Source organism: Burkholderia sp. MSMB1072 (genome assembly GCF_001524725.1).
Taxonomy (GTDB): domain Bacteria; phylum Pseudomonadota; class Gammaproteobacteria; order Burkholderiales; family Burkholderiaceae; genus Burkholderia.
On the sequence record NZ_LOYC01000044.1, the window covers coordinates 1 to 25101 of the forward strand.

The window sequence follows — 25101 nt, forward strand, 5'->3', positions numbered from 1 at the left end:
GCACCGGTTACCGTACCGACCACACCACCAAGCCCGCCGGTCGGATCGCCCACTCCACCCAAGGCACCCGTCACCGTACCGACAGCGCCGCTTGCCGCATTGCCCACCGTGCCGACAACGCCACCGAGACCACCGGTCCCACCGCCGACACCACCCAGCGCGCCAGTCAACGTTCCGACCGCACCCGTCGCCGTGTTCGCTACCGTGCCGACAACACCGCCGAGACCACCGGTCCCGCCGCCACCGATGCCACCCAGGGCACCGGTTACCGTACCGACCACACCACCAAGCCCGCCAGTCGGATCGCCGACACCACCCAACGCACCCGTCACCGTACCGACTGCGCCGCTTGCCGCGTTGCCCACCGTTCCAACGACGCCACCGAGACCACCAGTTCCGCCACCACCGATGCCGCCCAGCGCACCCGTCACCGTTCCAACCACACCACCGAGACCACCGGTCCCGCCGCCACCACCGCCGCCGACGCCACCCAAAGCCCCCGTCACCGTACCGGCCACGCCTGCGACCGGCTCGAGCAATCCGCTACCGATATCGATGGTCGCGCTTCCCGTCCCCGTCCCTGCCAGCCCGATCGAGATACCGCCTGCATTCGGGCTGCCGACTGTCACCACCCCGTTCCCCCATCCCGTCACGGTGCCGACGAGTTCCCCGGGCGCGGGGGATCCGCCTGCGACGATGAGGCCGTCGGATTTGCTGACACTTCCCTGCGGGGAAGCCAGTACCCCCGCCTGGGACGCCGTGGCGGCCAGGCTGAACAAAGCCGCGACCGACAAGGCGATGCCTGTCAATTTCACGTTCGCTTTCGTTTTCGTTTTCATGAATACCTCATTTCAGTTGGACAACCGCGGAACGGCTCGAGCGATAACGCGTGGACCCCGCCGCCGCGAAGGCGGCGCGAATCGTTCGCGGACTGCCCGATACGGCAAAGCGTTGAAACAGGTTCAAACAGGCCGATGCAACGAGACACCAGACATCAAGCGACGCACTTCATGAAAATTGATTCGCATCACGAAACTCATGCAATGCGAATCCGATAACCGACCATCATCCAACCCTCGATCGACGATTGACCGCTCACGACGATACCCTCCGTCGCGAGCGGCCCCCGCCTCCCTTTAGAACTTCCACAACAGATTGCCGTACAGCGCGTGGTCGCTGATGCTGCCGCCGATCTGGCCGCTGTAGGACAACCCGAGCGACAGGTTCTTTGTGACGGCCGCGTCGACACCGACCTCGAGCACCGCGGCGTCACGCGCGACCGGCACACCGACCACGCTGAACGGCGAACCGCCGCTCGCGAACGACAGCTTCGACGCCGGCTGCGTATTGCCGAACGCGTGCCGCCAGCCGACCGTGCCGAACGCCGTGACCTTGCCCTTCGTCGTGACCGCGACGTCGGTCGAGGCCCGCACGCCGAGGGTCGAGAAGCCGAGGCCCGTCGTGTCGGAATCGCCCTGCAAGGCAGCCGCGCCGCCGTTCTCCTTGAAGCCGCCGGTGTGCAGGCTCGCGAACGCGAGCCCGACGAACGGCTCGAGCGCGACGTTGCGAATGGCCGTCGAGTAGCCGATCTCCGTGAACACCTGCGTCGCGTTCGCGTCGTAGCTCGCGGTGTCGTGATCGGAGAAGCTGCCGAACGACGGATTGCGCTCGCTATGCACGCGGTACCACGACTGCGACACGCCACCGCGCACGTTCCACGCGTTGTATCGGCCGCTGGCGTACAGCGCGATCGTCTCGCCGTTGACCTTCGCCGACTCGTTCTGGTCGGTATTGAGCTGGCTGCGCGACGCGCCGCCCGCGATACCGACGCGCCAGTGGCTGCTGACTTCCGCATCCGTACCGACGACGAAGCCGTACAGGTTGCGATCGATCGAAGCGACGCCGTCGCCGTCGAACCGGCTATGCGAACCGTACAGCCGGCCCCACACCGCGGGCTTGAACGACTTGGCCGGCGTGCAGCCGTTCTCCGCGGCCATGCGCCGGTCGAGCGCCGCCGAGTGATCGTCCGCCGACACCGGCGCCTCGCATCCGCAGAGCGCCCCGCCCGGCTGCGAACCGAGCCGCGCACGATCGAGCACCGCGTCGCGCACGTAGCGGCTATCCGACAGCAGCACGCTGCGCGTGCTCGGATACAGGTCGCCGGCCAGTTGCGTGAACGCACGGTTGGCGGTCGGCGCATCCGTCGTCAGCACCGTATCGAACAGCGGGTTGCCGGCGCCGAGCGTGCCGACCGCACCCGCCACCGCTTGCCCGTCGGGCGTCGTCGCAACCGACGAGAACGGCGTGCCGTTCGGCGCCAGCGACATCAGCACCTGCGCCGGGTTGTACGTGAGCGTCGGCGTGAGGAACGCATACGTCGAGTTCACCGCGCTGAACTGCCCTTGCACGCCCGCGCCGGCATTCACGATCGTGTAGAGCTTGCCCGGCTGGTATTGCCCGGTCGCCGCGACGACCTGCACCGACCCGCCGTTGAGCGTGGCGGAGCCGGTCACGTCGAGGCCGCCGCTCTGTTGCGGCGTGGCGCCGACCTGCAGCGTCGAGCCCGGCTGGAAGGTCGCGTTGCCCGCGACCTTCAGCGGCTGCCCGAGCTGGAGGACCGATGCGGTACCGCCGCCCGACACGACCAGGCCGCCGATCGTGCCCGTCCCGGTGACGGTCGCGCCGTTGCCGACGGTCACCGGCGAGTTGGCCAGCGAACCGGTGACCGCGAGCGTGCCGCCCGCCACGGTGGTCGGCCCGGACAGCGTGTTGGTCCCGCTCAGCACCTGCGCACCCGTGCCGGCCAGCGTCAGCGGGCCGGTACCCGACAGCGTGCCCGCGAACGAGCTGGTGCCGGCGGTATTGACCGTCAGCGGCGTCGCGCCGAGGTTCACGTTCGAACCCGTCGTGCCGGACAGCGTGCCGATCGACTGCGGTGCGGCCGAACCCGTGAGGTCCAGCGTCGCGCCGCTGCCGGCGAGAGTCACCGGGCTCGTCGGCGCAAGGCTGCCTGCGCCGGCAAGCGCGAGCATGCTGCCGCTGCCGATCGTCGTGCCGCCGGTGTACGTGTTGGCGCCGGTCAGCGTCTGCGTGCCGCCGCCCTGCACCGCGAAGCCGCCGGTACCCGCGATCGTGCCGCCGAACGAACCGCCCGTCGGGCCGGCCACGGTCAGCGTGTTGCCGCCGAGATTCACGGTCGAACCCGCCGCGCCCGACAGCGCGCTCGCCGTCTGCGGCGTCGTCGTGCCGCTGACGTCGAGCGTCGCGCCGTTGCCGGCCAGCGTCAGTGCGCTGCCGGCCGACAGGCCGCCGTTGCCGCCGACCGCCAGCGTGCTGCCGCTGCCGATCGTCGTGCCGCCCGTGTACGAGTTCGCGCCGCTCAGCGTCGTCGTCGACGGGCCGCTCACCGCCAGATTGCCGCCGCCCGAGATCGGGCCGCTCAGGCCGAGGTTGTTGGCGCCGCCCACCGTCAGCGTCGAACCCGTGCCGAGATTCACGGCGTTGCCGAGCGTCGTGCCGGGCACGCTGGTCCCGAGCGTGCCGCCGTTGCCGCCGACACTCAGCGTGCCGCTGCCGAGTGCGGTCGGCGTGCCGGCGACCAGCGTGCCGCCGCCCGTGACGCTGGTGCCGCCGGTGTACGTGTTGGCGCCGGAAAGCGTCGTCGTCGCCGGGCCGCTGAGCGCGAGCGTGCCGCTGCCGGAGATCGGGCCGCTCAGACCGAGGCTGTTCGCACCGCCCACCGTCAGCGTCGAGCCCGTACCGAGGTTCACCGCGTTGGTCAGCGTCGTACCCGGCGTGCCCGCGGCCAGCGTGCCGCCTGCGCCGCCGGTGTTCAGCGCGCCGGTGCCGAGCGCCGTGTTGCTGCCCGCGACCAGCGTGCCGCCGCCCGTCAGGCTCGTACCGCCCGTGTACGTGTTGTTGCCGGTCAGCGTTTCGGTGCCCAGGCCCGACAGCGTCAGGCTGCCGCCCGCGCCGGCGATCGTGCCGCCGTACGTGCTGCTGCCTGTACCGCCGAGCGTCAGGTTGTTGCCGCCGAGGTTCACCGTCGAACCCGCGACGCCCGACAGCGCGTTCGTCGTTTGCGGCGTCGTCGCCGCGCTCACGTCGAACGTTGCGCCCGCACCGGCCAGATTGATCGGGCTGCTGCCGGACAGGCTGCCGCCCGCGCCGATCGCCAGCGTGCCGCTGTTGATCGTCGTCGCGCCGGTGTACGTGTTGGTGCCCGTCAGCGTTTCCGTACCGGTACCCGACAGCGTCAACCCGCCCGTGCCGCCAACCGTACCGCCGAACGTGCCGCTGCCCGACCCGCCGAGCGTCAGCGTATTGCCACCGAGGTTCACCGCCGAACCCGCTGCGCCGGACAGCGCGCCCGTGGTCTGCGGCGTCGTCGCGGCACTCAGGTCGAGCGTGGCCCCTGTACCCGACAGATCGACCGCGCTGCCCGCCGAGAGGCTGCCGCCCGCACCGACTGCGAGCGTGCTGCCGCCGCCGATCGTCGTGTTGCCGGTGTACGTGCCGATGCCGCTGAGGGTCGTCGTCGACGGGCCGCTCACCGCGAGGTTGCCGCTGCCCGAGATCGCACCGCCGAGGCCCAGGTTGTTCGCGCCGCCGACCGTCAGCGTCGAGCCCGAACCCAGGTTGATCGCGTTGGTCAGCGTCGTGCCGGCCGTGCTCGTGCCGAGCGTACCGCCTGCGCCGCTGGTGTTCAGCGCGCCCGTGCCGAGCGCCGAGCCGTTGCCGGCGAGCAGCGTGCCGCCGCCGCTCAACGTCGTGCCGCCCGTGTACGTGTTGTTGCCGGTGAGCGTTTCGGTACCGGTGCCCGCCAGCGTCAGGCTGCCGCCGGCCCCCGCGATCGTGCCGTCATACGTGCCGCTGCCCGACCCGCCGAGCGTCAGGTTGTTGCCGCCGAGGTTCACCGTCGAACCCGATACGCCCGACAACGCGCCCGTCGACTGCGGCGAGGTGGCCGCGCTCAGATCGAGCGTGGCCCCGGCGCCTGCCAGATCGACCGCACTGCCCGACGACAGGCTGCCGCCCGCGCCGACTGCGAGCGTGCTGCCGTTGCCGATCGTCGTGCCGCCGGTGTACGAGCTGGCGCCGGTGAGCGTCGTCGTCGACGGGCCGCTCACCGCGAGGTTGCCGCTGCCCGAGATCGCACCGCCGAGGCCCAGGTTGTTTGCGCCGCCGACCGTCAGCGTCGAGCCTGCACCGAGGTTCACCGCGTTGCCGAGCGTCGTGCCGGCCACGCTCGTGCCGAGCGTGCCGCCTGCGCCGCTGGTGTTCAGCGCGCCCGTGCCCAGCGCCGAACCGTTGCCCGCGATCAACGTGCCGCCACCGGTCAGGCTCGTGCCGCCCGTGTACGTGTTCGTGCCGTTCAACGTTTCGGTGCCCGTGCCGCCCAGCGTCAGGCTACCGCCTGCACCGGCAATCGTGCCGTCATACGTGCCGCTGCCCGTGCCGCCGAGCGTCAGGTTGTTGCCGCCGAGATTCACCGTCGAACCGGCGACGCCTGACAGCGTACCCGTCGTCTGCGGCGTGGTCGCGCCGCTCAGGTCGAAGGTTGCGCCCGCACCCGTCAGGCTCACCGGCGTCGTCCCCGACAGGCTGCCGCCCGCGCCGATCGCCAGCGTGCCGCTGTTGATCGTCGTCGCGCCGGTGTACGTATTGCTGCCGGTCAGCGTTTCGGTGCCGGTGCCCGACATCGTCACGCCGCCCGTGCCGGCGATGTTGCCCGCGTAGGTGCCGCTGGCCGAGCCGCCGAGCGTCAGGTTGTTGTTGCCCAGGTTCACGGTCGAGCCCGCCACGCCCGAAATCGCGCCCGTCGATTGCGGCGACGACGCGCCGCTCAGGTCGAGCGTCGCGCCGGACGCCGTCAGGCTGACCGGGCTGCTCGACGAGAGGCTGCCGTTGCCGCTGATCGCGAGCGTGCCGCTGTTGATCGTCGTCGCACCGGTGTACGTGTTGGTGCCCGTCAGCGTTTCGGTGCCGGTGCCCGACAGCGTCAACCCGCCCGTGCCTCCGATCACACCCGCGTACGTGCCGCTGCCCGCGCCGCCGAGCGTGAGCGTATTGCCGCCCAGGTTGACGTTCGTGCCCGTGCCGCCGGACAGCGCGCCGCTCGTCTGCGGCGACGTGGCCGCGCTCAGGTCGAGCGTGGCGCCGGTGCCGGACAGGTCGATCGCGCTGCCCGACGACAGGCTGCCGCCCGCGCCTACCGCGAGCGTGCTGCCGCCACCGATCGTCGTGCTGCCGGTGTAGGTGTTCGCGCCCGACAGCGTCGTCGTCGACGGGCCGGTCACCGCCAGGTTGCCGCTGCCCGAGATCGCGCCGCCAAGGCCGAGATCGTTCGTACCCCCGACCGTCAGCGTCGAGCCGCTGCCGAGATTCACCGCGTTGCCGAGCGTCGTGCCCGGCGTGCTCGCGGCCAGCGTGCCGCCTGCGCCGCTCGTGTTCAGCGCGCCCGTGCCGAGCGCCGAGCCGCTGCCCGCGATCAACGTGCCGCCGCCGCTCAGGGTCGTGCCGCCCGTGTACGTGTTGTTGCCGGTCAGCGTTTCGGTACCCGTGCCCGACAGCGTCAGGCTGCCGCCCGCGCCGGCGATCGTGCCGCCGTACGTGCCGTTGCCCGTGCCGCCGAGCGTCAGGTTGTTGCCGCCGAGGTTCACCGTCGAACCGGCCACGCCCGACAGCGTGCCCGTCGTCTGCGGCGTGGTCGCGCCGCTGACGTCGAACGTTGCGCTCGCGCCGGCGAGGTTCACCGGGCTGCTCGCCGACAGGCTGCCGCCCGCGCCGATCGCCAGCGTGCCGCTGTTGATCGTCGTCGCGCCCGTGTACGTGTTCGCGCCGGTCAGCGTTTCCGTGCCCGTGCCCGACAGCGTCAACCCGCCCGTGCCGCCGACCGTGCCGCCGAACGTGCCGCTGCCCGACCCGCCGAGCGTCAGCGTGTTGCCGCCGAGGTTCACTGCCGAACCCGCTGCGCCCGACAACACGCCAGTCGTCTGCGGCGACGTGGCCGCGCTCACGTCCAGCGTCGAGCCCGCACCGGCCAGATCGATCGCACTGCCCGACGACAGGCTGCCGCCCGCGCCGACTGCGAGCGTGCTGCCGCCGCCGATCGTCGTGTTGCCGGTGTACGTGCCGGCGCCGGTAAGCGTCGTCGTCGACGGGCCGGTCACCGCCAGGTTCCCGCTGCCCGAGATCGCGCCGCCGAGGCCGAGATTGTTCGCACCGCCAACCGTCAGCGTCGAGCCCGAACCGAGGTTGATCGCATTGGTCAGCGTCGTGCCCGCGACGCTCGTGCCGAGCGTGCCGCCTGCGCCGCTCGTGTTCAGCGCGCCCGTGCCGAGCGCCGAGCCGCTACCCGCGATCAACGTGCCGCCGCCCGTCAGGTTCGTGCCGCCCGTGTACGTGTTGTTGCCGGTGAGCGTTTCGGTGCCCGTGCCCGACAGCGTGAGACTGCCGCCGGCCCCCGCGATCGTGCCGTCGTACGTGCCGCTGCCCGACCCGCCGAGCGTCAGGTTGTTGCCGCCGAGGTTCACCGTCGAACCTGCCACGCCCGAGAGCGTGCCCGTCGTCTGCGGCGTGGTCGCGCCGCTGACGTCGAAGGTCGCGCCCGCGCCGGCGAGATTCACCGGGCTGCTCGCGGACAGGCTGCCGCCCGCGCCGATCGCCAGCGTGCCGCTGTTGATCGTCGTCGCCCCCGTGTACGTGTTGGTGCCGGTCAGCGTTTCCGTCCCCGTGCCGGCCATCGTCAGCCCGCCGGTGCCGCCGATCGTCCCCGCATAGCTGCCGTTGCCGGTACCGGCCAGCGTCAACGTGTTGCCGCCGAGGTTCACGTTCGTGCCCGCGACGCCGGACAGCATCCCGCTCGTCTGCGGCGTGGTTGCCGCGCTGATGTCGAGCGTCGCGCCCGTGCCGGCGAGATCGAGCGCGCTGCCCGACGACAGGCTGCCGCCCGCGCCGACCGCCAGCGTGCTGCCGCCGCCGATCGTCGTGTTGCCGGTATAGGTGTTCACGCCCGTGAGCGTGGTCGTCGACGGGCCGCTGACCGACAGACCGCCGCTGCCCGAGATCCCGCCGCCCAGCCCGAGATCGTTCGCACCGCCAACCGTCAGCGTCGACCCTGCGCCGAGATTGACCGCATTGCCGAGCGTGGTGCCGCCAACGCTCGTGCCGAGCGAGCCGCCCGCACCCGCCACGTTCAGCGCGCCGGAACCCAGTGCGCTGCCGTTGCCGGCAATGAGCCCGCCGCCGGCGAGCGTGGTGCCGCCCGTGTACGTGTTCGTGCCGGTGAGCGTCGTGGTGCCCGCGCCGGTCTGCGCAAGGCCGCCGCTGCCGGAAATCGTGCCGCTCAGGCCGAGATCGTTCGCGCCGTTCAGGCCGAGCGTCGCGCCCGAGCCGAGCGTGACCGCGTTGCCGAGCGTCGTGCCGCTCACGCTCGCGTTCAGCGTGCCGTTGCCGGTCACGTTCAATGCGCCGGAACCGAGCGCCGTGTTGCTGCCAACGCTCAGTCCGCCGCTGCTCAACGTCGTCCCGCCGCTGTAGGTGTTCGCGCCGCCGAGCGTGGTCGTGCCCGAGCCGGACTGCACCACGCCGCCCGCGCCGGAAATCATGCCGTTCAGGCCGAAGTCGAACGCACCGCCGAGATTCAGCGTCGAACCGGCGCCCAGATCGACGGCGTTCGCCAGCAGCAGGTTCGCCGTGCTCGCGCTGAGCGTGCCGCCGCTGCCGGTGACGCCGAGTGCGCCCGTGCCGAGCGCCGTGTTGCTGCCGACCGACAGGCCGCCGGCGCTCAGCGTCGTGCCGCCCGTGTAGGTGTTCGCGCCGGACAGCGTCGTCGTGCCGCTGCCGGTTTGCGCGAGACTGCCGCCGCCCGACACGATCCCGGCCAGGCCGAGGTCGTTCGTGCCGCCGAGCGTCAGCGCCGAACCCGTGCCGAGGTTCACCGCGTTGGCGAGCGTCGTCCCCGCGACGCTCGCGGCCAGCGTGCCGCCCGCGCCGCTCGTGTTCAATGCGCCGGTGCCGAGCGCCGAGCCGTTGCCCGCGATCAGCGTGCCGCCGCCGGTCAGGCTCGTGCCGCCCGTGTACGTGTTCGTGCCGTTCAACGTTTCGGTGCCCGTGCCGCCCAGTGTCAGGCTACCGCCCGTGCCGCCGATCGTGCCGTCATACGTGCCGCTGCCCGTCCCGCCCAACGTCAGGTTGTTGCCGCCCAGGTTCACCGTCGAACCGGCCACGCCCGACAGCGTGCCGGTCGTCTGCGGCGTCGTCGCGCCGCTGAGGTCGAACGTCGCGCCGGCCCCGCCCAGATTCACGGCGCCGCCCGCCGACAGGCTGCCGCCCGCGCCGATCGCCAGCGTGCCGCTGTTGATCGTCGTGCCGCCCGTGTACGTGTTCGCGCCGGTCAGCGTCTCGGTCCCGGTGCCGGACAGCGTCAGCCCGCCAGCGCCGCCGATCGTGCCGCCGAAGGTGTTGTTGCCGGCTCCGCCGAGCGTCAGCGTGTTGCCGCCGAGGTTCACCGTCGCGCCCGCGACGCCGGCCAACCCGCCCGTCGCCTGCGGCGACGTGGCCGCGCTCAGGTCGAGCGTCGCGCCCGCGCCGGCCAGGTCGAACAAACTGCCGCCGGACAGGCTGCCGCCCGCGCCCACCGCGAGCGTGCTGCCGTTGCCGATCGTCGTGTTGCCGGTGTAGCTGCCCGCCCCCGTGAGCGTCGTGATCGACGGGCCGTTCACCGCGAGGTTGCCGCCGCCCGAAATCGCGCCGCCCAGGCCCAGGTTGTTCGCGCCGCCGACCGTCAGCGTCGCGCCCGCACCCAGGTTCACCGCATTGCCGAGTACCGTGCCGCCGACGCTCGTGCCGAGCGAGCCGCCCGTGCCCGTCACGTTCAGCGCGCCGGTGCCGAGTGCGCTGCCGTTGCCCGCGATCAGGCCGCCGCCGCTCAGCGTCGTGCCGCCCGTGAACGTGTTCGCACCGAGCAGCGTCGTCGTGCCGGTGCCGGTTTGCGCAAGACTGCCGTCGCCGGCAATCACGCCGCCGAGGCTCAGATCGGCCGCGCCGTTCAGGCCGAGCGTCGCGCCCGCGCCCAGGTTCACTGCGTTGCCGAGCACGGTGCCGGCGACGTTCGTCGCGAGCGTGCCGCCCGCACCGCTGACATTCAGCGCACCGGTGCCGAGCGCCGCGCCGTTGCCGGCGATCAGTCCGCCGCCGCTCAACGTCGTGCCGCCCGAGAACGTGTTCGCGCCGAGCAGCGTCGTCGTGCCGGTACCGGTTTGCGCGAGGCTGCCGCTGCCGGCGATCGTGCCGCTCAGGCCGAGATCGTTCGCGCCGTTCAGCCCCAGCGTGACGCCGGTACCGAGATTGACCGCGTTGCCGAGCGTCACGCCCGGCACGCTTGCGCCGAGCGACGCCGAGCCGTTGACGTCGAGCGCGCCGACGCCGAGCGCCGCGCCGCTGCCGACGATCAGGCTGCCGCCCGTCAGCGCCGTGCCGCCCGCGTACGTGTTGTTGCCGGTCAGCGCCTGCGAGCCGGTGCCGGACAGCGTCAGCCCGCCCGCACCGCCGATGTTGCCGGCGAAGACGCCGCTGCCGCTGCCTGCCAGCGTCAGGTTGTTCGAACCGAGATCGATCGTCGAACCCGCGACACCCGACAGCGTGCCGATCGACTGCGGCGTGGTCGCACCGGCGATGTTGAACTGCGCGCCGGCGCCCGTCAGGTTGACGGGGCTCGATGCGGCGAGGCTGCCGCCCGCGCCGATCGCGAGCGTGCCGCTGCCGATCGTGGTGCCGCCGGTAAACGTCTCGGCCGCGGTGAGCGTCGTCGTGCCCGGGCCGCTCACGGTCAGGCCGCCCGCGCCGGAAATGATCCCGCCCAGCCCGAGATCGTTCGCACCGCCAACCGTCAGTGCCGCGCCCGCGCCGAGCTGGATCGCATTGCCGAGCACCGTGCCGCCGACGGTCGTGCCGAGCGAGCCGCCCGCGCCGGTCACGTTCAGCGCCCCCGTGCCCAGCGCGGCGGCGTTGCCGGCGAGGATTCCGCCGCCGGCGAGCGTCGTGCCGCCGGTGAACGTGTTCGCGCCGGTCAGCGTCGTGATGCCCGAACCGATTTGCGCGAGACCGCCGGTACCGGCGATCACGCCGTTCAGGCCGAGATCGTTCGCGCCGGTCAACGAGAGCGTCGCGCCCGCGCCGAGGTTCACCGCATTGCCCAGCGTCGTGCCGCTCACGCTCGCGCCGAGCGCGCCGCCCGTGCCGGCGACGTTCAGCGCGCCGCTGCCCAGCGCCGTATTGCTGCCGGCGAGCAGCGTGCCGGCGCTCAGCGTCGTGCCGCCGCCGAAGGTGTTCGCGCCGGACAGCGTCGTCGTCCCCGTGCCGCTCAGCACGAGACCGCCGGTACCGCCGATCGCGCCGCTCAGGCCGAGGTCGTTCGCGCCGTTCAGCGTCAGCGATGCGCCGTTCAGGTTGATGCCGTTCGCGAGCGCCGCGCCGGCGGCCAGATCGGCGCTCAGCGAACCGCCGAGACCGCTCACGTTCAACGCGCCGCCCACGCCGAGCGCCGAGTTGCCGCCGACGATCAGGCTGCCGCCGCCCGTCAGGCTCGCGCCGCCCGTGAACGTGTTCGCACCGGACAGCGTCGTGGCGCCGGTGCCGCCGAGCGCCAGGCCGCCCGCGCCCGAGATCGCGCCGCTCAGGCCGAGATCGGCCGCGCCGTTCAGGCCGAGCGTGGCGCCCGCGCCCAGGTTGACCGCATTGCCGAGCAGCGTGCCGCCGACGTTCGTCGCGAGCGTGCCGCCCGTGCCGGATACGTTCAGCGCCCCCGTGCCGAGCGCCGCGCCGTTGCCGGCGATCAGCCCGCCGCCGCTCAGCGTGGTGCCGCCCGAGAACGTGTTCGCGCCGAGCAGCGTCGTCGTGCCGGCACCGGATTGCGCGAGGCTGCCGCTCCCGCCGATCGCCCCGCCCAGGCTCAGGTCGGCCGCGCCGTTCAGGCCCAGCGTGGCGCCCGCGCCCAGGTTGACCGCATTGCCGAGCACGGTGCCGCCGACGTTCGTCGCGAGCGTGCCGCCCGTGCCGGATACGTTCAGCGCCCCCGTGCCGAGCGCCGCGCCGTTGCCGGCGATCAGCCCGCCGCCGCTCAACGCCGTGCCGCCCGAGAACGTGTTCGCGCCGAGCAGCGTCGTCGTGCCGGCACCGGATTGCGCCAGGCTGCCGCTTCCGCCGATCGCACCGCCCAGGCTCAGGTCGGCCGCGCCGTTCAGGCCCAGCGTGGCCCCTGCATCGAGATTCACCGCATTGCCGAGCAGCGTGCCGCCCACGTTCGTCGCCAGCGAGCCGCCCGTGCCGCTCACGTGCAGCGCCCCCGTCCCGAGTGCCGCGCCCGTGCCGGCGACGAGCCCGCCGCCGCTCAACGTCGTGCCGCCCGTAAACGTGTTCAGGCCGAGCAGCGTGGTCGTGCCCGAGCCGGTTTGCGCCAGCCCGCCGTTGCCGGCGATCACGCCGCCCAGCCCGAGATTGGCCGAGCCGTTCAGACCCAGGGTGACGCCGGTGTCGATGTTCACCGCGTTGCCGAGCACCGTGCCGCCGACGCTCGTGCCGAGCGTGCCGCCCGTGCCCGTCACGTTCAGCGCGCCGCCGCCGAGCGCCGTCGCGGTGCCGACGAGGAGCCCGCCGCCGCCCGTCAGATTCGTTCCGCCCGTGAATGAATTGGCGCCGTTCAGCGCCAGCGTGCCGGTGCCGCTCACGTTCAGCGCACCGGCGCCGCCGATCGCACCCGACAACCCGAGCCCGTTCGCGCCGTCCACCGTCAGGCCGCCCGTCAGCGTCACGTTGTTGAGCAGGTTCACGCCGGCCGCGCCGGCCTCGAGCGTGCCGCCACCGCCGATGATCGTGCCTGTGCCCAGCGCGCCGGCGCCGTGGACGATCGCGGTGCCGCCGGTCAGCGACGCGTTCGTCGCGGTCGATGCGCCGGTGATGTCCCACGTGCCGCCCTGCACGGCGAGGTTGTTGAAATTGCCGTACGTATCGACCGCGATGGCGCCGTTCGTCGCGCCGCCGGCGGCCGTGTTCAGCTGCAGGTTGAGCGTGTTGTTGCCGCCCAGCCCGGCGTCGACGCCGAGCCCGACCGACGATCCGGTCAGCGCGTTGAACGTGTTCGACGTGCCGAGGGCCGCACCCAGCGACACGTTGCCCGTGACGGTGCCGGCGTTCGTGAACGTGTTCCCTGCGCCCGGCGTGCCGCTGGGCGCGAGCGCCACCGACCCGTTGATCGTGCCGCCGCTCGCGTTGGTGAAGTTGGTCTGCGCGCCGCCCGACGTGGTCACGACCTGCGCGGTCGGCCCCGCGCCGAAGCCGAGCAGGCCGGTCGTACCGATCATGCCGGCGTTCGTGATGTTCGTCGTGCCGCCGATGCCGTTGTTGACCGTCAAAGCCGGCCCGTTGACCAGCGAGCTCGTCGATCCCATCATCACGCCCGTGCTGGTGTTCGTGACGTTGACGGTGCTCGCCGACCCGCTATTGCCGACCACCGTGCCGTTCGACACGACGCTCAGCCCGGACAACGCGGGGTCGATCCTGCCGTTGTTGGTCAGCGTGACGCCGCTGCCCGTCAGCGACAGCGCGGTGCCGCCGAACAACGGCACCACGGAAATGGTCGCGCCGGACTGGACGGTCAGGTTCAGATTGTTCGTGCCGTTCGAATAGGACGTGCTGGCTCCGGTACAACTGACGGTCGTCGTTCCGGTGCAGGCAGCCAGGGCGTCGGCGGGGACGATCCCGGCGCCGACCAGCGCGACCAGCATGCCGGTCGGGACGAGGAGTTTCGGACGTGCTTCCGCGCGCTTTTTGTTCGAGCCCATGCGCATACGCATAATCACACCTTCCCATAAGAGAATCGACGACACCGGGCATTCATTCGGCGCATTCAAAATGCCGGGGATAAATACCGGAATGCGTTATTCGATGTTTTTTGGAAAAACACCGCCCCTTCACCAATCCGAATTGGTTGAATGGATTAAAAACAAACAAGAACGAATCGACGAGAATTATTGAATCGGCATATTTTACTTTTAACCCCCTTCGTCACCCGGTAAATTTTCCGCTAATTAATAACAGTTGTTTTCACGACCCTGGAAATGTTGCTTCGACGAGCACAGCTCATCGAACGTCCGTCCATACAGGCCAACAACGCATCCATGCCGAACTCCTGCCCGTACGGGGCTTCCCGCCCCACAATCAAACGCTGCCCGCTCCCGTCGGATAACCGCGCGCCTGTTGCCCCGCATACCGGTTCGTCAGTGCCTGCCGCCCGATCCGCCTGTCTCCCGGCGTGATCGCGAGTCAAATATAGGCCCGAGCAGCAAACGTTTTCCATCAAACGGGTATTTTTTTGGCAAAACTCAATATTCTTTCATTTGCATTAATTCATCGGCGCGCGAGATGAAAACGATTCTCTTTAAATAAACCAGGGAAATCATTAAGAAAGGCAAAAAACTGGAATTCCCCGGTGCAGACTTTTTAGCAAATCTGCTTTAATTGGTTCAGATCCGCCGCATTGCTTTCCTGTTTCGCGGACGACAACGAGGTGTCCAAGGGAGAACTTCACGATGGTGACGTTGAACATCAACAACCGGCCGGCCGAGATCGACGCCGATCCGTCGACACCGGTGCTCTGGGTGCTGCGCGACAACCTCGGGCTGACCGGCACCAAGTTCGGATGCGGCACCGGCGACTGCGGCGCCTGCACCGTTCACGTCGACGGCCGGCCGGCCCGAAGCTGCACGCTGGCGCTGTCGGCGGTCGGCAGCGCGCGCATCACGACGTCCGAACATCTCGCCGACGATGCGGTCGGCAAGGCCGTCCTCGACGCATGGATCCGGCACGACGTCGCGCAATGCGGCTACTGCCAGAGCGGCCAGATGATGAGTGCGGCCGGCCTGCTGCGCAGCAGCAAGGCGCCGACCGATGCCGACATCGATCGCGCGATGGCCGGCAACCTGTGCCGTTGCGCGACCTACCAGCGCATCCGCGCCGCGATTCACGATGCGGCTCACGCGCTTGCCTGAGCCTGCCCGGAGACTGTGACCATGCGTATCCGCACTTTCGGGCGCCCGGCAAGCGCCGACGCCTCCCGCCGCGACGCGCCGCCCGCCACCGGAGCCGATGCTCCGATGCTCGGCCGGCGCGGCTTCCTGAAGCTGACGATGGCGGCGAGCGGCTGCCTCGCGCTCGGCATCGCGCCGACGCGCGCCGCGGCGCAAGCGGGCAAGACCGCGCCGGCTTCGCCTCCGCAAGCATTCCTGATCATCGCGCCGGACAACACCGTGACCGTCGCCGTCAACCGGACGGAATCCGGCCAGGGCGTCAGCACCGCGCTGCCGATGGCGCTGGCCGACGAGCTCGACGCCGACTGGCGCAACGTGCGCACCGTGCTCGCGCCGGCCGGCGAGCCGTACAAGGATCCGGTGACGGGCATCCAGATGACGGCCGGCTCGACGTCGGTCAATCACTCGTTCGCGCAATACCGCGAACTCGGCGCGTCTGCCCGCGCGATGCTCGTCGCCGCGGCCGCGCAGCGCTGGAACGTCGATCCCTCCACATGCCGGACCGCGAATGGCGTCGTGACGTCGGGCAATTACCGCGCGACCTATGGCGAGCTCGCACCGGCCGCGATGGCGATGCCGGTCCCGCAGCGGGTGCCGTTGAAGTCGCCGGATCAGTTCCGCCTGATCGGCAAGCCGACACCGCGCGTCGACGCGCGCGCGATGCTCGACGGCACGCTCAAGTATGGAATGGACTGGAGCCTGCCGGACACGATGGTGGCCGTGGTCGCGCGCCCGCCGCGCTTCGGCGGCAAGGTCGCGAGCTACGACGCGGCGGCGGCCCGGGCCGTCAAGGGCGTGATCGAGGTCGTCGAGATCCCGACCGATCGCGGCGGCACCGGCGTGGCCGTGATCGCGAACGGCTACTGGCCGGCCAAGCTCGGCCGCGATGCGCTGAAGATCACGTGGAAGGATGCCGGCTCGACCGTCACGTCCGCCGAACAGATGCAGGCGTACAAGCAGCTCGCCGGCACGCCGGGGACCGTGGTGCGCACGGCCGACGCCGGCAGCGCGCCGCCGGCGGCGACGCGGATCCAGAAGGACTACGAATTTCCGTATCTCGCGCACGCGGCGATGGAGCCGCTCAGCTGCACGGTCGACGTCGGGCCGGCGAGCTGCGCGTGCGGGATCAAGATCTGGGGCGGCTCGTCGCTGCAGACCGCCGACCGCGCGGCCGTTGCGAAAGCGCTCGGCGTCGCGCCGGAGAAAGTCCAGATATTCACGCTGACGACGGGCGGCGACTACGGCCGCCGCTCGACGCCCACGTCGGACTACGTGGTCGAAGCCGCCCGCGTGTCGTCCGCGTACCTCGCCGCCGGCCATCTCGGCCCGGTCAAGACGATCTGGTCGCGCGAGGACGATCTGCGCGGCGGCTATTACCGCCCGATGGTGCTGCATCGCGTCGACATCGGCGTCGACGGCAGCGGCGCCGTGCGCGACTGGCAGCACGTCGTCGTCGGCCAGTCGGTGCTGAAGGGCTCGCCGCTCGAGCGCACGGCGATGCTCAGGCGCGGCACCGATCCCAGCCTGACCGACGGCGTCGCGAACAGCCCGTACGGCTTCCCGATGCAGGTGTCGGTCCATCAGACCGACGCCGACGTGCCGGTCCAGTCGTGGCGTTCGGGCGGCCATACGCATACGGCGTTCGTGATGGAAACGCTGGTCGACGAGCTCGCGCACTCGGCGCGCCAGGACCCGGTCGCGTACCGGATGGCGCGGCTGACCGGCCCCGAGCACGCGCCGCATCGCCAGGCGCTCGCGCTGGCCGTCGACAAGTCCGGCTACGGCACGCGCACGCTGCCGGCCGGGCACGCATGGGGCGTCGCGATGCACGAAACCGCCGGCTCGGTCGTCGCGTACGTGACGGAGGTGTCGATCCAGGCGCAGCAGCCGCGCGTGCATCGCGTGACGGCAGGCGTGTATGCGGGCCGCATCGTCAACCCGACCGGTGCGGAAGCGCAGATCCAGGGCGGCGCGCTGTTCGGCCTCTCGACGACGAAGCCGGGCTTCGCGATCGACGTCGACCATGGCGCGGTACGCAACGCCGGTTTCGCCGACTATCCGCCCGTGCGCATGCAGGAAGCGCCGCCGGTGGACGTCTTCTTCGTGCCGTCGGACGCCCAGCCGACCGGGTTGAGCGACGCCGGCGTGCCGCCGATCGCGCCGGCGGTGGCCAACGGTGCGTTCGTGCTGACCGGCGAACGGATGCGTGCGTTGCCGTTCGCGCCGATGCTGGTCGCATCGGCCGCCCCCGCGATGCCGGAGGCCCCTGCTGCGGCCGTCGAAGAGGATCCGTACGGCGACCTGCCGGCCGGCGGCTGCCGGATGCCGCACAAGGCCAAGCGGGCCGCGTTGAAGCCCAAGGCCGACCAAAGCCATGCAGGCGTCGGCCAGGCACCCGCCGTGCCGAAATTCCTGCGGCCGAAACGGCGCGCCGGGATTCCGTGCATCGAGGATCTGAAGAAAGGCACGGTGTGACGTAGACGATCCGGCGCGCGGTCGATCCCGGCAGTCGTTTTCAGTGATGCACCGTGCGCCGGCCGCCCCGATACGGGGCGCCGCCGCTTCAACCGGTTAGCAGTAGGGGGCAGCCGCGAAGGCGGTGGACTACGGCTTGTTCCATGGCCGACCATGGGTCCGGGATGCATCGACGCCGCTATGGTCGACCTGTCTCGCGGCACCGCCCGGGGAGGAAGCCTCCATGAAGCCTGTTGCCGTGCCGGCCGCCGGATCGCCCGGGGCCGGCACGCACGATCGCGATCGATGCAGGTGAAGCCGTCGCGCCCCGCCGCTCACTGCGCGATGCCGACGAACGTCGGCAGCAGCACGCGATAGACGTGAATCATCGCCGGGCCGAGCAGCACCACCATCAGCGCGGGGAAAATGCAGAAGATCAGCGGGAACAGCAGCTTCAGCGCGATCTTCGCCGCGCGTTCCTCCGCGCGCATCCGGCGCCGCGTGCGCAGCATGTCCGACAGCACGCGCAGCGATTCGCCGATGCTCGTGCCGAACCGATCGGCCTGGATCAGCATCGCGCAGAACGATTCGATATCCTCCACGCCGGTGCGCAGCGCGAGATTGCGCAGCGCCGTCTCCTTCGTGAAGCCGGAGCGCATCTCGAGCAGCAGCAGGTCGAGCTCGCTCGCGACCGCCTCGCTGCGAAACCGCAGCTCCCCGCTCACCTTCATCAGCGCCGCGTCGAGCCCGAGCCCCGCCTCGACGCACACCGTCAGCAGGTCGAGCGCGTCCGGGAAATCCTCGAAGATCTTCTGCTGACGCACCTTGACCCGTTGCGACAGCACGACGTTCGGGATGTAGTAGCCGATGCCGGCGAGCGCCACGAGGATCACCGACAGCAGCGCACGCTCGTCGCCGAGCGGCGTCGTGATCAGCACCAGCAGCGCCGCGCACGGCAGGCCGAGCGCGAGCATCGTCTTCGCGGTGAAATACAGCGCGGCCGCGCTCTGGTTGCGCCAGCCGGCGTTCATCAGCCGGATGCGCAGCGGCGAATTCTCCCAGCCCTCCTTCGGCACCGACAGTTTCGAGATCGGGGTGGACAGCTCGACCAGCTTCGCGACCCAGCGCGACGCCATGTCGTCGCCGTCGCCCGGGCCGGCGACGGCGCCCGCCCCGGCCCCGCCGGCCTGCTGGATCCGGCGCTGGATGCCGCGCGGCGCGAACAGCAGCATCGCGACGAGCACGCCGCCGGCCACGAAGATGAACAAGCCGCCCAGCATCACGGCCTGGACCACGCTCAGGTTTTGCATGACAGCCTCGCAACGGTTCGTTATTCGGCTCGCGCGTCAGACGCGAATGCGCACGATTCGGCGGATCCAGAACAGGCCGAACAGCATCGACACCAGCATCGTGCCGACCATCCGGATCCCGGCCGGATCCTCCCAGAGCACCGACAGGAACTCGCGGTTCAGCAGTGCCATCACCGCCGCGGTGCCGAACGGCAAGAGCCCGAGAATCCACGCCGACAGCCGCCCTTCCGCCGACAGCACGCGCACCTTGTCGAACAGCTTGAAGCGCTCGCGGATCAGCCCGGCGATGCTGTCCAGCAGCTCGGCCAGGTTGCCGCCCGTCTCGCGCTGGATCAGCACCGCGATCACGAAGTAGCGCAGGTCCTGCACCGGTACGCGCGTCGCGAGATTCATCAGCGCGTCGTGCAGCGACACGCCGTAGTTGACCTCGTCGAACGTGACGCGGAATTCGCCGCCCATCGGCTCGGAAAACTCGTCGCCGACCATCCCGAGCGTGCTCGTGAAGGAATGACCGGAACGCAGCGCGCGCGCGATCATGTCGCAGATGTCCGGCAACTGCCGCTCGAGCTTGCGCATCCGACGGGCGCGACAGCGCAGCACGTACATCATCGGCACCCACCCGGCGAACAGCGCGATCGGCACTGCGGCGAGTTGCGGCAACCTTGCGAAGCTCGCCGCGAACCACGTGAGCGCCGCGAACGTTGCGCCGAGCGCGATCAGCTTCGGCAGCGTCCAGTCGAGGCCCGACTGCTGGATCACGAGATCGAGCGCGTGCACGCGCGGCAGGCGCAGCAGCAGCCGGTCGAACGGTTTCGACTCGTCGAGCATCCGCTTCTTCAGGATCGACAGCCGCTCCTGCTGGACGTTGCCGCCGGCCGACATCGCGCGGATGCGCGATTCGATCCGGCGGGCGGCGGCGCCGTGCCGCGCGTTCCACCATTGATAGATGCCTTCGATCGACAGCACGACCGCGACGAAGGTGAGAATCACGAAACCGTAAAAGATCGCATTCATGAGGCCTCCCCGGCAGCACACGGCGCCCTGGCGTCAGTCCGTCTCGTAACGCACGGACGGGTCGTACAGCGAATCCGGCAGGTCGATGCCGAACGCCAGCAGCCGCTCGACGAACTTCGGCCGCACGCCGGTCGCGCAGAAGTGGCCGCGCACCGCCCCGTCGCGGTCCACGCCCGTGCGCTTGAACGTGAAGATCTCCTGCATGTTGATGATGTCGCCTTCCATCCCGGTCAGTTCCTGGATGCTGACGATCTTGCGCTTGCCGTCCGTGAGCCGCGCCGCCTGCACGACCACCGAGATCGCCGACGCGATCTGCTGGCGCATCGTCTTCGGCGGCAGCGTCAGGCCGGATACGCTGACCATGTTCTCGAGCCGCGTCAGCGCATCGCGCGGCGTGTTCGCGTGGATCGTCGCGAGCGAGCCTTCGTGGCCGGTGTTCATCGCGTTGAGCATGTCGAGCGCTTCGGCGCCGCGCACTTCGCCGAGGATGATCCGGTCCGGGCGCATCCGCAGCGCATTGCGCACCAGCGTGCGCTGCGTGATCTCGCCCTTGCCTTCGATGTTCGGCGGCCGTGTTTCGAGCCGCAGCACGTGCGGCTGCTGCAGTTGCAGCTCGGCGGCGTCCTCGATCGTCACGATCCGCTCGTTGCGCGGAATGAAGCCGGACAGGATGTTGAGCAGCGTCGTCTTGCCGCTGCCGGTGCCGCCCGACACCAGCACGTTCACCTTCGCACGCGCCAGCGCGTCGAGCAGTTCGGCCATCGGCGGCGTCAGGCTGTGGAAGCGCACCAGGTCGTCCATCTTCAGCGGGTTGACCGCGAAGCGCCGGATCGACATCAGCGGCCCGTCGATCGCGGACGGCGGGATGATCGCGTTCACGCGCGAACCGTCCGGCAGCCGCGCGTCGACCATCGGGCTCGATTCGTCGATACGGCGGCCGACGCGCGACACGATCTTCTCGATCACCTTCATCAGGTGCGCGTCGTCGTAGAACGTCACGTCGGTCAGTTCGAGCTGCCCGCAGCGCTCGACGTAGACCTGCCGGCAGGTGTTCACGAGGATGTCGGAAATGCCGGGGTCGCGCAGCAGCGCTTCGAGCGGGCCGAAGCCGAACATCTCGTCGTACACGTCGATCGCGAGCTGCCGCCGCTCGATGTCGTTCGCGGGCAGCCGTTCCTCGTCGAGGATGCGCGCGATCAGCGCGCCGATTTCCATGCGGACCTGGTCCTGATGCAGCCGCGACAGGCGCTCGAGCTCCACGCGCTCGAGCACGGCCAGGTGAATTTGGCGGCGCAGCTTCTGGTATGCGTCGCGCACCGACGAATGGGCCGGGCCGGCCGGTTCGCTGCCCGCCGCCATCGGCTGGGCCCGGTGCAAGGACATCTGTTCGCGCAATGACATGGCGGTTCCCCGAAAGAATTACATCGACTTGAGCTTCGGCGTGGCCTTGCGGCCGAACAACCGGGACATCAACGGTTCGGTGTGCGTCGCGCTGCGTCCCGCGCGCACTTCTCCGTCGACGAGTTGCTTCGCGCACCCCTGCAATGCACGCGTGATCGCCGAGCCGCGCGCGAGCCGCGACACCGGATGGCCCTGGTTGATCGCTTCGAGCACGGTGTCGGCGTCGTCGGGAATCGTGCAGGCCGCCTGCAGGCCGAGCACTTCCTCGAGCGCGGTGCGGGTCCGCTCGCTCGCGCGCGTCGCGCGGTTCACGATCAGCCGCAACCGGTCGGTCGAATAGCCGAGCGACACGAGCATCTCCAGCAGCCGGCGGCCGGCGCGCACGTGCGGCATCGCAGGCTGCAGCACGATCTGGATCTGGTCGCTGCGATCGAGCGCGACCATCGACAGCGGGTTGATGCCGACGCCGACGTCGAAGATCACGAAGTCGTAGCGCGGCGCGGCGACGCCGAGTATCCATTCGAGCGCGTCCTCGCGCACCTCGGCGGCCTTGAACGGGTCGCCGGCGCCGGCCAGCACGTGGAAATTCTCCGTCACGTGCGCGACGCTCGCGTCGAGAAACGCGCTGTCGAGCCGCTCGATCTGCGCGCACAGCTGCGGCAGCGTCGATGGCGGGGTTTCGTCGCTGACGAGGAATGCCGCGTCGGCGAACTGCTGGTTCACGTCGATCAGCAGCACGCGGCGCTTGAAGCCCTCGGCGATCTCGAACGCGACGTTGCCGGCCGCGAAGCTCGTACCGGCCCCACCCTTGCACGACATGAACGACACGATCCGCGTGTCGTCGGTATCGCGCCGCGTGCTTTGCGCGGCCGCCCGTTCGAGCGCGTTGCCGAGCGCCTGCAAATCGAGCGGCCACTGCAGCACGTCGCGCGCGCCGGCGCGCATCGCGTCGAGCAGCACGTGCGGCGATGCGTCGGCCGTCACGAGGATGCAGGTCAGGCTCGCGTGCGCGCGGCAGATGCGCTCGATCGCCGACAGCTCGAACGGATCGAGCGACGTGCCGTCGATCAGCAGAACGTCGAACGCGTCGAGCCCGTCGGTGCGATGTTCGATCTGCGACGGGCGGCCGGTGGCGCGCGTCGTGCGATAGCGTCCGCTGTCGGCCACGAGACGCGCGAGCTGCGAAAGCCGCACGGTATCGTCGGAAGCTACGAGGATATTGATCATGTCGTGTGCCTCGTGTGTTCGATCAGTTGCAGGCGGAGCCGCCCGTCGCGGAGCTCAGGCTTTCGCGCGGCAGCGTCGTCGTGAACGGCGGCATCCTGACCGTGACGTTCACGAACGGAATCATGGTCTTGACGGTGACGTTCGTGACGCTCACCGTGACGAACGAGCACGTGTTGATGTCGCAACTCGAAGGCGTGTAGTTGACCGACACGTTCGCGTCCGACAGCAGCGGCAGCAGCGATCGCACGCGCTTCACGATGCCCGCGGCGTTCACGTCGCAGACCACCGCCGTGCGTGCGCCGAGGCGCACGGCTTCGCTCGCGGTGTTCCAGTAGAACAGCACGCGGCCGAATTCGAAGATGCCGATCAGCAGCATGATCAGCACCATCGCGATGAGGGCGAATTCGACGATCGCCGCGCCGCGCTGCGCGCGCCGGCGTGACCGCGGAAACCGGCGCGCGTTCATGACACTTGCCTCATCACGGTGACGATGTTGCCGAAGGTGATCGACGGCAGCGCCGGATACGCGGGAATCGGCTGATACTTGTAGCCGCTGATCTTCACTTCGACGACGTTGATCGCGCCCGCCGCCGCGCCGCTCGACGAATTGTTGTTGTCCGCGTCGTAGGTCGGCAGGTTCGCGAACTGCGACGGGTCGGACCCGTCGCTGCAGCCGGTCGTGCGCTGGGCGTCGCAGATCGTGACCATCGACGTCGTGAGTCCCGGCACCAGCTCGGTGCCCGACGAGCCGCACGTCGTGCTGCCGTACACGACCAGGCACTGCGCCTGCGACACCGGATACGCGCTGTCTGTCGGCAACCAGACCGACAGGTAGCGCGCCGCGTCGCGGGTCGCCTTGGTCAGCGTCTCGTACTGGTAGATCGCCCGGCCGAACTCGGCCACGCCGGTCGCCAGCAGGATCATCGGCATCAGCACGAGCGCGAACTCGACGGCGACGGCGCCGCGGGTGCGCGAACGACGAATCGGCAGCTTCTTCATGATCGTCTCTCCGCTATTGAACGAGCATCGGCACCTGGGTGCCCGACGCGCTGCCGCTGCCCGGCAAGCCGTGCGTCGCGCACGGGTTGTTGCCGGAAACCGACGAGCCGAGGTATTCGAGGTGCGCGACGACCGGGCCGCTGCCGGCGCTGAACGGGAGCGGATCGAGCATCAGCACGCAATCCCATTGCGTGACGTGGACCTTGCCGCTGCTGCCCTTCAGCGTCGAACAGTCGCCTTCCGGTGCGAGCGCGAGGCGCCGGTCGCTGCCGTACGTCGTGTAGTTGCTCGCCGTCGCCGTGCCGTTGGTCGCGATGCCGCTGCCCGACGGCGGTGCACCGTCGCCCTGGTAAGGCTTGAAGCTCGCGCGGTCGGCCACGAACTGCGTGTACGCGTCACCCTTGATGCCTGCCGTTCCGGGCGGCCCATAGTTCGGCCCGACATACGCGTAGCCGGTGAAGTCGGGCTGGCCGCTCGAGCCGTTCGCGCCGTTCGTATAGATGCCGAAGCGCGTATTCCACGCACGCTGCGCCGCCGACTTCAGGCCGGTGGTGCTCAGGTCCGGCGGGCTTGTGATGTTGCAGGTATTGCCCGACAGCTCGCTCGCGAGCGTCGTCTCGTTCGTCGAACCGTCGAGCGCCGCCCAGCCGAAATTGCCGGGCCCGTAGGTCGACGACGACCCGGACGGCGACGAGATCCAGTCGCCGACCTTGTAGGCCGGATCGGACGGGCCACGGCAGACGAACACGGGAATCGCACAGGTCGTCTGCCCGCCGCCGACGGTCGCGATCGCGCTCGCCGACACTTCCGCCGCATTCGCGAGCTTCGTGCCCGGCAACACGTTCAGCACTTCGATGAACCAGTGCGCGATGTTGCTCAGCGTCGCGGTGCACTTCACATACTTGATGTTCGACGGCGTCGTGACCGCATTCTTGGCCAGGAACGGGTTGCTCAGCGTATCGCTGAACGTGACGTTCGCGTTCGTCGACATCTGCACCGGCTTCTTCTGGAAAAACACGAAATTCAGGTGGCCGGCTGCGATGCCGTCGGCTTCGGCCACCGACAGGCTGATCGCCGAAGTCAGGTCGCGCGCAGCCGACAGCGCGCACGCATCGGCGCTGTTCTGCAGTTCGCTGCGCGTGACGTACAGCTTGCCGAGATCCAGCGCGAGCCCGACGAATCCGATCATCACCGCCAGCGAAAGGCCGACGATGATCGCGACGGCACCGCGCTGGCGGTGCAGGCTGCGACGCGTGACTTTCGGATGGCGGGCTGCGCTGTTCATGGCGTTCTCCCTGAGCGTGCCGTCGTTACTGGGTGGCCTTGCCGATGCCGATCACGAACGCATTGGCGGGCGGCACGGTCTGCTTGAACGACTTGTCGTAGTTGTCGAGCGCGGCCGCGGCGGCGCGGCCGTCGACCCCCGACGCCGATGCCGGATGTTCGCCGGCATGCGGATCGATGATCTGGGCCTGCATCACGGTGCGGACCGAGTCGCCGAAGCGGCTGTCCCACACCGGGGTCGACGACATGCAGCCGGCAAGCGCGAACGCGAGCGGGACGGCAAGCGCCGCACGGCGCGCGAATACGAGGTAGGCGGATTTCATGAG

11 protein-coding genes and 1 pseudogene are annotated in these 25101 nt (G+C 70.0%); 2 read left to right on the plus strand and 10 right to left on the minus strand.

The window, feature by feature from the left end:
- Together WS89_RS33950 and WS89_RS22605 are read right to left on the minus strand one after the other, a co-directional pair.
- Nucleotides 1-839: pseudogene (locus WS89_RS33950) on the minus strand (beta strand repeat-containing protein); the annotation flags it as partial.
- 297 nt (nt 840-1136) lie between these two features.
- The gene (locus WS89_RS22605; RefSeq protein ID WP_059793626.1) at nt 1137-13853 is read right to left on the minus strand and encodes an autotransporter-associated beta strand repeat-containing protein; all 12717 of its coding nucleotides are present in this window, start codon (nt 13851-13853) and stop codon (nt 1137-1139) included.
- A gap of 735 nt (nt 13854-14588) precedes the next feature.
- Between WS89_RS22605 and WS89_RS22610 the strand changes: the two genes are divergently transcribed.
- Together WS89_RS22610 and WS89_RS22615 are read left to right on the plus strand one after the other, a co-directional pair.
- A complete protein-coding gene (locus WS89_RS22610; RefSeq protein WP_059793628.1) occupies nt 14589-15047 on the plus strand; it encodes a (2Fe-2S)-binding protein in 459 nt (152 codons plus the stop codon).
- Between the two features lie 21 nt (nt 15048-15068).
- On the plus strand, nt 15069-17561 hold the full coding sequence (locus tag WS89_RS22615; protein ID WP_059793630.1) for a xanthine dehydrogenase family protein molybdopterin-binding subunit: 2493 nt from the start codon (nt 15069-15071) through the stop codon (nt 17559-17561).
- Between the two features lie 314 nt (nt 17562-17875).
- Here the strand turns inward: WS89_RS22615 and WS89_RS22620 are convergent, their stop codons facing one another.
- The 8 genes from WS89_RS22620 to WS89_RS22655 are packed head-to-tail and all read right to left on the minus strand — an operon-like array spanning nt 17876 to nt 25098.
- Nucleotides 17876-18850 carry a type II secretion system F family protein gene (locus tag WS89_RS22620; RefSeq protein ID WP_059500017.1) on the minus strand — a complete coding sequence of 325 codons (975 nt, stop codon included), beginning with the start codon at nt 18848-18850 and terminating at the stop codon, nt 17876-17878.
- A 36-nt stretch (nt 18851-18886) separates the two neighbouring features.
- Nucleotides 18887-19864, minus strand: a complete 978-nt coding sequence (locus tag WS89_RS22625; RefSeq protein WP_059793632.1) for a type II secretion system F family protein — start codon at nt 19862-19864, stop codon at nt 18887-18889.
- Nucleotides 19865-19897: 33 nt separating this feature from the next.
- On the minus strand, nt 19898-21265 hold the full coding sequence (locus tag WS89_RS22630) for a CpaF family protein (protein ID WP_059793634.1): 1368 nt from the start codon (nt 21263-21265) through the stop codon (nt 19898-19900).
- Nucleotides 21266-21283: 18 nt separating this feature from the next.
- Nucleotides 21284-22492 carry an AAA family ATPase gene (locus WS89_RS22635; protein WP_059793636.1) on the minus strand — a complete coding sequence of 403 codons (1209 nt, stop codon included), beginning with the start codon at nt 22490-22492 and terminating at the stop codon, nt 21284-21286.
- A 22-nt stretch (nt 22493-22514) separates the two neighbouring features.
- Complete coding sequence (locus WS89_RS22640; protein WP_059500021.1) at nt 22515-22958, minus strand: TadE/TadG family type IV pilus assembly protein; 444 nt, start codon at nt 22956-22958, stop codon at nt 22515-22517.
- Nucleotides 22955-23491, minus strand: coding sequence for a TadE/TadG family type IV pilus assembly protein (locus WS89_RS22645; protein WP_059500022.1), 537 nt, complete (start codon nt 23489-23491; stop codon nt 22955-22957). The genes WS89_RS22640 and WS89_RS22645 overlap by 4 nt, the downstream gene beginning before the upstream one ends.
- 13 nt (nt 23492-23504) lie before the next feature.
- The gene (locus WS89_RS22650; protein ID WP_059500023.1) at nt 23505-24776 is read right to left on the minus strand and encodes a pilus assembly protein TadG-related protein; all 1272 of its coding nucleotides are present in this window, start codon (nt 24774-24776) and stop codon (nt 23505-23507) included.
- A 25-nt stretch (nt 24777-24801) separates the two neighbouring features.
- Nucleotides 24802-25098, minus strand: coding sequence for a hypothetical protein (locus WS89_RS22655; protein ID WP_059500024.1), 297 nt, complete (start codon nt 25096-25098; stop codon nt 24802-24804).
- Between the last annotated feature and the right edge of the window lie 3 nt (nt 25099-25101).

Coding starts and splice junctions, on each gene's coding strand:
- WS89_RS22635 (WP_059793636.1), bottom strand. CDS start 22,492: ATGATCAATATCCTCGTAGCTTCCGACGATACCGTGCGGCTTTCGCAG.
- WS89_RS22610 (WP_059793628.1), top strand. CDS start 14,589: ATGGTGACGTTGAACATCAACAACCGGCCGGCCGAGATCGACGCCGAT.
- WS89_RS22620 (WP_059500017.1), bottom strand. CDS start 18,850: ATGCAAAACCTGAGCGTGGTCCAGGCCGTGATGCTGGGCGGCTTGTTC.
- WS89_RS22645 (WP_059500022.1), bottom strand. CDS start 23,491: ATGAAGAAGCTGCCGATTCGTCGTTCGCGCACCCGCGGCGCCGTCGCC.
- WS89_RS22630 (WP_059793634.1), bottom strand. CDS start 21,265: ATGTCATTGCGCGAACAGATGTCCTTGCACCGGGCCCAGCCGATGGCG.
- WS89_RS22640 (WP_059500021.1), bottom strand. CDS start 22,958: ATGAACGCGCGCCGGTTTCCGCGGTCACGCCGGCGCGCGCAGCGCGGC.
- WS89_RS22625 (WP_059793632.1), bottom strand. CDS start 19,864: ATGAATGCGATCTTTTACGGTTTCGTGATTCTCACCTTCGTCGCGGTC.
- WS89_RS22655 (WP_059500024.1), bottom strand. CDS start 25,098: ATGAAATCCGCCTACCTCGTATTCGCGCGCCGTGCGGCGCTTGCCGTC.
- WS89_RS22650 (WP_059500023.1), bottom strand. CDS start 24,776: ATGAACAGCGCAGCCCGCCATCCGAAAGTCACGCGTCGCAGCCTGCAC.
- WS89_RS22605 (WP_059793626.1), bottom strand. CDS start 13,853: ATGCGTATGCGCATGGGCTCGAACAAAAAGCGCGCGGAAGCACGTCCG.
- WS89_RS22615 (WP_059793630.1), top strand. CDS start 15,069: ATGCGTATCCGCACTTTCGGGCGCCCGGCAAGCGCCGACGCCTCCCGC.